This window comes from Aeromonas sp. LsrichE-8G (genome assembly GCF_022869435.1).
In the GTDB taxonomy this organism is placed as follows: Bacteria; Pseudomonadota; Gammaproteobacteria; order Enterobacterales; family Aeromonadaceae; genus Aeromonas; species Aeromonas caviae.
Map to the genome: position 1 here is coordinate 27832 of NZ_JALIHH010000287.1, position 9289 is coordinate 37120.

The 9289-nt window shown below is 60.8% G+C and carries 7 protein-coding genes; 5 read left to right on the top strand and 2 right to left on the bottom strand.

The annotated features are described in order from the left end of the window. The first annotated feature begins 192 nt into the window (after positions 1 to 192). Positions 193 to 1029 (top strand): mechanosensitive ion channel domain-containing protein, encoded by an 837-nt coding sequence (locus MUW49_RS21470; protein WP_039040993.1) that lies wholly within the window; start codon positions 193 to 195, stop codon positions 1027 to 1029. A 115-nt stretch (positions 1030 to 1144) separates the two neighbouring features. Here MUW49_RS21470 and MUW49_RS21475 read toward each other — a convergent pair whose 3' ends face one another. After that, a complete protein-coding gene (locus tag MUW49_RS21475; RefSeq protein ID WP_041212334.1) occupies positions 1145 to 1333 on the bottom strand; it encodes a hypothetical protein in 189 nt (62 codons plus the stop codon). Positions 1334 to 1754: 421 nt separating this feature from the next. Between MUW49_RS21475 and pgi the strand changes: the two genes are divergently transcribed. After that, positions 1755 to 3404 carry a glucose-6-phosphate isomerase gene (gene pgi / locus MUW49_RS21480; protein ID WP_039040994.1) on the top strand — a complete coding sequence of 550 codons (1650 nt, stop codon included), beginning with the start codon at positions 1755 to 1757 and terminating at the stop codon, positions 3402 to 3404. Positions 3405 to 3567: 163 nt separating this feature from the next. On the opposite strand, the gene ilvC is transcribed toward pgi, so the two are convergent. Next, complete coding sequence (gene ilvC, locus MUW49_RS21485) at positions 3568 to 5049, bottom strand: ketol-acid reductoisomerase (protein WP_244813216.1); 1482 nt, start codon at positions 5047 to 5049, stop codon at positions 3568 to 3570. Between the two features lie 193 nt (positions 5050 to 5242). On the opposite strand from ilvC, the gene ilvY reads away from it, so the two are divergent. The 3 genes from ilvY to MUW49_RS21500 all read left to right on the top strand — a co-directional run bounded on the left by ilvY (position 5243) and on the right by MUW49_RS21500 (position 9098). Beyond that, positions 5243 to 6136: an HTH-type transcriptional activator IlvY gene (gene ilvY, locus MUW49_RS21490; protein ID WP_052816527.1), complete on the top strand. Its 894-nt coding sequence runs from the start codon at positions 5243 to 5245 to the stop codon at positions 6134 to 6136. A 106-nt stretch (positions 6137 to 6242) separates the two neighbouring features. Then, complete coding sequence (locus MUW49_RS21495) at positions 6243 to 6434, top strand: hypothetical protein (RefSeq protein WP_010676124.1); 192 nt, start codon at positions 6243 to 6245, stop codon at positions 6432 to 6434. 90 nt (positions 6435 to 6524) lie between these two features. After that, entirely contained in the window at positions 6525 to 9098 is a 2574-nt protein-coding gene (locus MUW49_RS21500; RefSeq protein WP_244813218.1) for a bifunctional acetate--CoA ligase family protein/GNAT family N-acetyltransferase, read from the top strand. Positions 9099 to 9289 lie beyond the last annotated feature (191 nt).

A 9289-nucleotide genomic window follows, 5' to 3' on the forward strand; every position in this document is an offset into this window, starting at 1 on the left:
CCAGCAGCTGCAAAGCTGAGTGCGCACATGCCCAGCGTCCCTGCGCCAGCAGGGTTGTGACAAAACGGGAGGCCTTGGCCTCCCTTGCTTTTTGTGGCACAAAAGAAGAGACAAGCACCAGATGCGACCCAGCTTGTCGCGCTCAAGTGTTAGATTCATCTGCCATAAATCTTCACACCAACAGGACATCCTATGGAACCCGAGATCATTACCGAAGCACAGACCTGGCTGACCAACAACCAGGGGCTGATCATCGAGTATGCGGTCAACATCGCCGCCGCCCTGATCACCCTGCTGGTCGGTTACATTGCAGCCAACCTTCTCAGCGGTGGCGTGGTCAAGGTGATGCAGACCCGCAAGCTGGACACCACCGTCACCCACTTCGTCGGCAGCATCCTCAAATACACCATCCTGGTGTTCGTGGTGATCGCCGCCCTGGGCCGGGTCGGGGTGCAGACCGCCTCCTTCGTCGCCATTATCGGTGCCGCCGGTCTGGCCATCGGTCTGGCGCTGCAGGGCTCTCTCTCCAACTTTGCCGCCGGTTTCCTGCTCATCATCTTCCGCCCCATCAAGGCAGGGGAATTTATCGAGGTGGCAGGCACCAATGGCGTGGTGCAATCGGTCCAGCTCTTCACCACCACCCTCACCTCGGGTGACAACAAGATGGTGGTAGTGCCCAACTCCGCCATCCTCAACGGCACCATCGTCAACTACTCGCGCATGGATACCCGCCGCGTCGACATGACCTTCGGCATCGGCTACGGCTCGGATCTCCGCAAGGCCAAACAGATCCTGGAGCGGCTGGTGAGCGAAGAGCCCCGCATCCTGAAGGAGCCGGCAGCCACCATTGCCGTTGCCGCGCTGGCCGACTCCTCAGTCAACATCGTGGTGCGTCCCTGGGTCAAGACCGGTGATTACTGGGGTGTCTGGTTCGACTTCCACGAGAAGGTGAAGCTCACCTTCGACGCCGAGGGCATTGAGATCCCCTTCCCCCAGCGTGTGGTTCACATGCAGAAGACGGCGGATTGATCCTCGGTGTGCGTTCTCCAGTGCCAGCCTTCGGGCTGGCACTGTCGTTTCTGCCTTCTGTGACATGAAAAAACCGGCCACAGGCCGGTCTTGCGCACCAGATAGCACCGCGTTCTCACCCCAGCCGGCGTGCAACCCGGTTGAGCAGGGGCTGCATCAGCACATAGCCCCCCAGCACGGCTCCGATCACCACCAGCACGCGGATCTCCAGCGTCGGCGCCGCATTGGCCAGCGTCAGGGTCAGCAAACCGATGAGGCCGGTGGCGATCAGGCTCAGGGCAAACAGGGATAACAGGGCTTTCATCTCGATCTCCTCATTCCACACCATTGATTCCATACCTTGGCCATCCCTGGGAGATCTCGTCCATTCGGCTCATATGGTAGCCAGCGTCTGTTGCCCGCCATTTGCGTCTGCTCAAAAAACCGTCCGATGAGCGTCTGTTGAATACCCTTTTATCTGTCACGCCAGCTTTCCAGAGCCACGGCCGTGCTCCCCTTGAAATGAAAGCCTTTTCAACCCGAACAAGCATGCGCGAACGCAAGATCCCGGGGTACTGGGTGACTCATAATCGCACTGTTTTGGTTGTACACTCCCTCGTTGCAGACAATTGGTAATGCTCTGTTACACGGGGCGCACGGAGTGCCCGGTATAATGCTCGCATAATAAGATTTGGCGGGAGCCTTGCCTGCAAGGTTCAAACACAACTTGGAAGACTGATAATCCTATGAAAAATATCAATCCAACCCGGACCCAGGCCTGGCAGGCACTGGAAGCCCATTTTGCAGCCAACAAGGAGATGCGTCTCAAGGATCTGTTCGCACAGGATCCCAAGCGTTTTGACAAGTTCTCCCTCACCTTCGGTGGCGACATCCTGGTCGACTACTCCAAGAACCTGATCACCGAAGAGACCCTCAAGCTGCTGGTGAACCTGGCTGGCGAGACCGATCTGCGCAGCGCCATCGACGCCATGTTCAACGGCGACAAGATCAACATGACCGAAGGACGCGCCGTACTGCACACCGCCCTGCGCAACCGCTCCGACCGTCCCATCGAGGTTGACGGCAAGGACGTGATGCCGGAAGTGAACGCCGTACTGGCCAAGATGAAGGGCTTCTGCGAGAAGGTCATCGGTGGCGAGTGGAAGGGCTATACCGGCAAGGCCATCCAGCACGTGGTCAACATCGGCATTGGTGGCTCCGATCTGGGCCCCGTCATGATCACCGAGGCCCTGCGCCCCTACAAGAATCACCTGGAGATGCACTTCGTCTCCAACGTCGACGGCACCCACATCGCCGAGACGCTCAAGAAGATCGATCCGGAAACCACCCTGTTCCTGGTGGCCTCAAAGACCTTCACCACCCAGGAGACCATGACCAACGCCCTGACCGCCCGCGACTGGTTCCTCGGTCACGCCGGTGACAAGGCTCACGTGGCCAAGCACTTCGCCGCCCTGTCGACCAACGGCAAGGCCGTGGCCGAGTTCGGCATCGACACCGACAACATGTTCGAGTTCTGGGACTGGGTCGGCGGCCGTTACTCCTCCTGGTCCGCCATCGGCATGCCCATCGCCCTCTCCCTCGGCTTCGAGCACTTCGAGGCCCTGCTGCAAGGCGCCTTCGAGATGGACATGCACTTCGCCACTGCCGCCTATGAGCAGAACGTGCCCGTGCTGCTGGCCCTGATCGGCCTGTGGTACAACAACTTCCATGGTGCCGAGTCCGAAGCCATCCTGCCGTACGATCAGTACATGCATCGCTTCCCTGCCTACTTCCAGCAAGGCAACATGGAGTCCAACGGCAAGTACGTGGATCGTGACGGCAATCCGGTGGACTACCAGACCGGTCCCATCATCTGGGGTGAGCCGGGTACCAACGGCCAGCACGCCTTCTACCAGTTGATCCATCAGGGCACCAAGCTGATCCCCTGCGACTTCCTGGCGCCGGCCATCAGCCATAACCCCATCGGTGACCACCATCCGAAGCTCCTGGCCAACTTCTTCGCCCAGACCGAGGCCCTGGCCTTCGGCAAGAGCAAGGAAGCGGTGGAGGCCGAGTTCCTGGCCGCCGGCAAGACGCTGGAGCAGGTCAAGGATCTGGTGCCGTTCAAGGTGTTCGAAGGCAACCGCCCGACCAACTCCATCCTGTTCAAGCAGCTGACTCCGAAAACCCTCGGCTCCCTGATCGCCATGTACGAGCACAAGATCTTCGTACAGGGCGCAATCTGGAACATCTTCTCCTTCGACCAGTGGGGTGTGGAGCTGGGCAAACAGCTGGCCAACAAGATCCTGCCGGAGCTGGGCACCGATGAGGCCGTCACCAGCCACGACGGCTCCACCAACGGCCTGATCAACACCTGGAAAGCCTGGAAGGCCTGATTGCTCCGGCCCTCCAGAATGCAAAAGCCCCGCTCGATGAGCGGGGCTTTTTTATTGCTATCAATCGGTCTGTTTGCATCATCCGGACGACAGGCCAGGTGTCTAAGCCAGCCAGTAACGGGGATCGTCATCCCCGCCCCTTCCGATGCCGCTCAGCGAAGGCTTAACCGCCGACGGCAATACGCTTCATGTCCTTCATGTAACCACGCAGGGTCTGGCCGATCTTCTCGATCGGGTGGTTGCGGGTCGCTTCGTTGGCAGCCAGCAAGGCCAGGTTGTCCACCGCCTTGCTCTCGGCACGGGCACTGCCCAGGTCCCCTGCTTGCAGGGTCGGCATGAAGTGCTCGCGCAACAGCGGCACGGCGGCGTTGGCGAACAGGTAGTTGCCGTACTCCGCGGTATCGGAGATGACCACGTTCATCTCGTACAGACGCTTGCGGGCGACGGTGTTGGCGATCAGCGGCAGCTCGTGCAAAGACTCGTAGTAGGCGGACTCTTCATAGATGCCGGAGGCCACCATGGTTTCGAACGCCAGCTCGACACCCGCCTTGACCATGGCCACCATGACCACGCCATTGTCGAAGTACTCCTGCTCGGCGATCTTGCCGGCATAGGCAGGGGCATTCTCGAAGGCGGACTTGCCGGTCTCTTCGCGCCAGCCGAACAGCTTGGCATCGTCTTCGGCCCAGTCAGCCATCATGCCGCGGGAGAACTCGCCGGCGATGATGTCATCCATGTGCTTCTCGAACAGCGGACGCATCAGGGTGCGCAGTTGCTCGGAGAGCTCGAAGGCACGCAGCTTGGCCGGGTTGGAGAGACGGTCCATCATCAGACTGATGCCGCCCTGCTTCAGGGCCTCGGTGATGGTCTCCCAGCCGAACTGGATCAGCTTGCCGGCATAGGCCGGGTCGGTGCCCTCGGCAACCAGCTTGTCGTAGCAGAGCAGGGAACCGGCCTGCAGCATGCCGCACAGAATGGTCTGCTCGCCCATCAGGTCGGATTTCACTTCCGCGACGAAGGAAGATTCCAGCACGCCGGCACGGTCGCCACCGGTAGCAGAGGCCCACGCCTTGGCGATGGCCATGCCCTCACCCTGGGGATCGTTCTCCGGGTGGACGGCGATCAGGGTTGGTACGCCGAAACCACGCTTGTACTCTTCACGCACTTCGGTGCCCGGGCATTTGGGTGCAACCATCACGACGGTGATGTCGGAACGGATCTGCTGACCCTCTTCCACCACGTTGAAGCCGTGGGAGTAGCCCAGAGCGGCGCCCTGCTTCATCAGCGGCATCACGGTTTTGACGACGTCGGTGTGCTGCTTGTCCGGAGTTAGGTTCAGCACCAGATCGGCGGTCGGGATCAGCTCTTCATAGGTGCCGACCACGAAGCCGTTGTCGGTGGCCTTCTGCCAGGAGGCGCGCTTCTCGGTGATAGCGGCCTTGCGCAGGGCGTAGGAGATGTCCAGCCCGGAGTCGCGCATGTTCAGACCCTGGTTCAAGCCCTGGGCGCCACAGCCCACAATCACCACCTTCTTGCCCTTCAGCACGTTGCAGCCGTCCGCGAACTCTTCGCGCTGCATGAAACGACACTTGCCCAGTTGGGCCAACTGCTGACGCAGGTTCAAGGTGTTGAAATAGTTAGCCATGGTGATTGCTCCGTTCGATTGATTCCATGCCGGATAGCGGCGTTGTCGAAACCACTATAGCGCGGGACACTTATTGCCTGAACTGATATATTCGAAATAGTACGTTGCAGGAATTGAAATATGATTTCCCGCAATCTCCCACCGCCGAGCCATCGTGCTACAGGGAGCCTGACAACGCCGCAGGAATAAAAAGATGGACCTTCGCAATCTCGAACTGTTTCTCCACCTCGCCGACTCCCTCCACTTCGGCAAAAGCGCCGATGCCATGGCGGTCAGCCCCTCCACCCTGAGCCGCGCCATCCAGCGACTGGAACAGGAGACCGGCTGCGTGCTGTTCGAGCGGGACAACCGCTCGGTGCGGCTCACCCCTGCTGGTGACAAGCTGCGGGAGTTTGGCGGTGCCTTGCTGCAGGAGTGGCGCCAACTCAAACAGGAGCTCAAGCGCAGCGACGAGCCGCTGCAAGGGCGGCTGCGGGTGTTCTGTTCGGTTACCGCCAGCTACTTTCTGCTGCCCGAGGTACTGGAACGCTTTCGTCGCCGTTATCCCCAGCTGGAGATCAAGCTGGAGACCGGCGACCCGGCACTGGCAGTGGACAAGATCCTGGCTGACGAAGCCGATCTCGCCATCGCAGCGAGGCCGGATGCGCTCTCGTCCAAGCTGGAATTCGCCAGCCTGCAACAAGTCCCTCTGGTGTTCATCGCCCCCCGCAATGCCCCCCAGCAGGGTCAGTGGTTCCCCCAGGGCGAACCTGACTGGGAGCGCCTGCCGCTGATCCTCTCCGAACAGGGGCTGGCCCGAAAGCGCTGTGATCAATGGTTTCGCAACAAGGGGATAGCTCCCAACATCTATGCAGAAGTGGCGGGCAACGAGGGCATCGTCGCCATGGTGGCCCTCGGCTTCGGTGTGGGTGTCGTGCCTGCCGCCGTCATCGATCACAGCCCCATGGGGGAGAAGGTGCGTGTGGTCGAGCCCAAACCGGCGCTCAAGGCGTTCGACGTCGGCATCGCCGTGCTCAAGAAGCGGCTGGAAGAGCCGCTGATCCGCGCCTTCTGGGACACCGCACGCGGCCAGGGAGGCCTTCGCTGATCCGGCAGGCGTCGGAGCCACAGTGAGTGTCAAATGTATCAGTATGAAAGTGGGGGAGAAGAGGGACACTGGCCGGCACCATCCAGCCACCATCAAGGAATAGAGCGTGAGCCAGCATCTTGTCGAAATCCGCAGTGCCATCCTGTTCGCAGAATATCTGCAAAGCCTCGGGGTCCAGCGCCATGAACTCGATCGGGAGCAGGAGATCTATCTCCAGGACAGGCACCTCGCCACGGTGCAATGCATTCAGGGGGAGCTGCGCTTTTATCTGCGCGCCAGCGCACTGGCCAGATCGTGATCCGCAATCGGTCACAGAACCCGCACGTAAAGCGTATTAGACTGGCACCATCCGCCCCCCTCGCCCCGGGGGCCACCACGAGGAGTGCCCATGAAACAAAGCGGCCTGGATCGGCTCTTCAAACCTCACTCGATCGCCGTCATCGGCGCCTCCAGTGATCCGCAGAAAGCAGGCCATGTGGTCATCCGGCACCTGCTGGCGGGTCAGTTCCAAGGCCCCATACTACCCGTAGCCCCCCGCAGCCAGGCCATCGCTGGCGTGCTCGCCTATCCGGACATAGAGAGCCTTCCCCTCTCCCCCGATCTCGCCATCGTCTGCACCCGACGCGAACGGGTACTGCCGCTCATCGAGGAGCTCGGCAAGAAAGGAACCGGAGCCGCCATCATACTGGCCGCCCAGTTCTCCACTGACGAGCGCCTGCGGCTCAAGCATCTGTGCCAGCAATACGGCATCCGGCTGCTCGGCCCCAACAGCATGGGCATGCTGCTCCCCGGGCAGGGTATCAACGCCAGCTTTTCCCCCATTGCAGCGACTCCGGGACAGGTGGCGTTTCTCTCCCAGTCGGCAGCGGTCAGCACCACCATCCTGGATTGGGCCAAGCAGCGCGAAATCGGCTTCTCGGCCTTCATCTCCCTGGGCGATCATTGCGACATCGACTTTGGCCAACTGCTGGATCAGCTCTCCCGGGACGGGACGACCCGCGCCATCCTGATCTACATGGACAAGCTGCACGATGCCAGGCACTTTCTCTCCGCCGCCCGTGCCGCCTCGCGCAACAAACCCATCCTGATCCTCAAGAGCGGTCGGCATGACCCGGCCAACGGTCTCGACAATGTCTATGATGCCGCCATCCGCCGAGCTGGCATGCTGCGCGTCCGGGATACCCACGAACTGTTTGCTACTGTCGAGACCCTGAGCCACTCCCTGACCCTCAAGGGGGAGCGGCTCGCCATTCTCTCCAACGGGCGCGGCCTCGCCAACATGGCCGCAGACGTACTGCTGTCTCGGGGAGGCAAGCTGGCGATGCCACCCCTCGACATCGGCAGCGATGCAGATATCGAGGCCTACAAGAGTGCACTCGAGACGCTGCTCCAAGGGGACGGTGCCGATGCCATCCTGCTGATCCATGCACCGTCCCTCACCGCCCGAGGTGTCACCCTCGCCAGCAGCCTGATCGACTTCATCAAGCAGCATCCCAGGGCCAGACGATTCAACATCCTGACCAACTGGGCAGGCGAATACTCCGCCCAAGAGGGGAGACGCCTGTTCAACGAGGCGGGTATCCCGACCTATCGCACCCCGGAAAGCGCCGTCACGGCCTTCATGCACATGGTGGAATATCGCCGCAACCAGAAACAGTTGATGGAAACACCGGCCTCCCTGCAGGGCGACAGGCTCGATGTCGAGCGCTGCCAGCAGCTCCTTGGGCAAGCGCTGGACCGCCAGCAGCGGGTGCTGGACACCCACCTGGCCCATCCCATCTTGCAGGCAGCCGGGCTATCCACCCTCGCGACCTGGATCGTTTCCGATGCCATCGAGGCCGCACTGACTGCAGAACAGATTGGCTACCCCGTAGCGGTGAAGCTGCGATCTCCCGACATCGCCCACAAATCCGATGTACACGGTGTCATGCTGAACCTACGCACCTCGGCGGAAGTCGCCCAGGCGGCGGATGCCATTCTGGACAGGGTACGTCAGCACGATCCTGGCGCCCGCATAGAAGGGCTTCTGGTACAACGCATGGCACGCCGCAGCGGGGGTCTGGAGCTACGGATCCGCTTGCAGCAGGATCCTGTCTTCGGCCCCGTCATCCTGCTCGGGGAATCCGGCGCCGAGCCCCGCGACATGGTCGCGGCTCTTCCTCCCCTCAACCAGGCACTGGCTCGCTACCAGATCATTGGTGCCCTCAAGGATGGCAAGATCCGTGAGCAGGCCAGTCCGGTACGGCTCGATATCGACGCCCTCGGCCAGGTGCTGTGCCAGCTCTCCGAGCTGCTGCTGGCCTTCCCCGAGATACAAGAACTGGATCTGCACCCGCTGCAGGCCTGTGGCGAAGAGATGGTGATCCTGGATGCCCGGCTCGTCTTGGCAGAGCGAGGGCAACAAGTGCTGCCACTGGCCATTCGCCCCTATCCTACCGAGCTGGAAGAGGGTGCCTGGCTGAAAGATCAGAGTCATGTGCTGCTGCGCCCCATCCGCCCCGAAGACGAGCCCGCCCACAAGCAGTTCGTGCGACAGGTGTCTGATGAAGACAGGTACAAACGCTTCTTCGCCGATGTGGGGGAGCTGGGGCATGAGGAGCTGGCCCGCATGACCCAGATCGATTATGACCGGGAAATGGCCTTCGTCGCCGTGGGTCAGGACGGCCCTTTCAGCCAGCAGATCCTGGGAGTGGTGCGAGCCATTGCCAGCCCGGATCAATCGGATGCGGAGTTTGCCATCCTAGTCCGCTCAGACTTGAAAGGGCTCGGACTCGGCAAGTTGATGATGGAAAAGATCGTGCGCTATGCCAGAGAGCGTGGCATAGGCCAGCTCTCTGGCATGACCATGCCCAGCAATCGCGGCATGATCAATCTGGCCAAACGGCTCGGTTTCAAGATCGATATTCAGCTGGAAGATGGGATAGTCAACATGGAGCTGCCCTGTGCTGATCAAGTTGTATAACGATACAATCGTGGTGGTAAATCAACCAGATATGGATGGATAACGTGAATTTCAGGCAATAAAAAACCCCGCTCGAGTGAGCGGGGTTTCTTGTATTGGGTGCCTGGCAGTGTCCTACTCTCGCATGGCGAATGCCACACTACCATCGGCGCTACAGCGTTTCACTTCTGAGTTCGGCATGGGGTCAGGTG

Excerpts from the sequence above, each read along its gene's own strand:
- MUW49_RS21475 (WP_041212334.1), bottom strand. The coding sequence starts at position 1,333 with ATGAAAGCCCTGTTATCCCTGTTTGCCCTGAGCCTGATCGCCACCGGC.
- pgi (WP_039040994.1), top strand. The coding sequence starts at position 1,755 with ATGAAAAATATCAATCCAACCCGGACCCAGGCCTGGCAGGCACTGGAA.
- MUW49_RS21500 (WP_244813218.1), top strand. The coding sequence starts at position 6,525 with ATGAAACAAAGCGGCCTGGATCGGCTCTTCAAACCTCACTCGATCGCC.
- ilvC (WP_244813216.1), bottom strand. The coding sequence starts at position 5,049 with ATGGCTAACTATTTCAACACCTTGAACCTGCGTCAGCAGTTGGCCCAA.
- MUW49_RS21470 (WP_039040993.1), top strand. The coding sequence starts at position 193 with ATGGAACCCGAGATCATTACCGAAGCACAGACCTGGCTGACCAACAAC.
- ilvY (WP_052816527.1), top strand. The coding sequence starts at position 5,243 with ATGGACCTTCGCAATCTCGAACTGTTTCTCCACCTCGCCGACTCCCTC.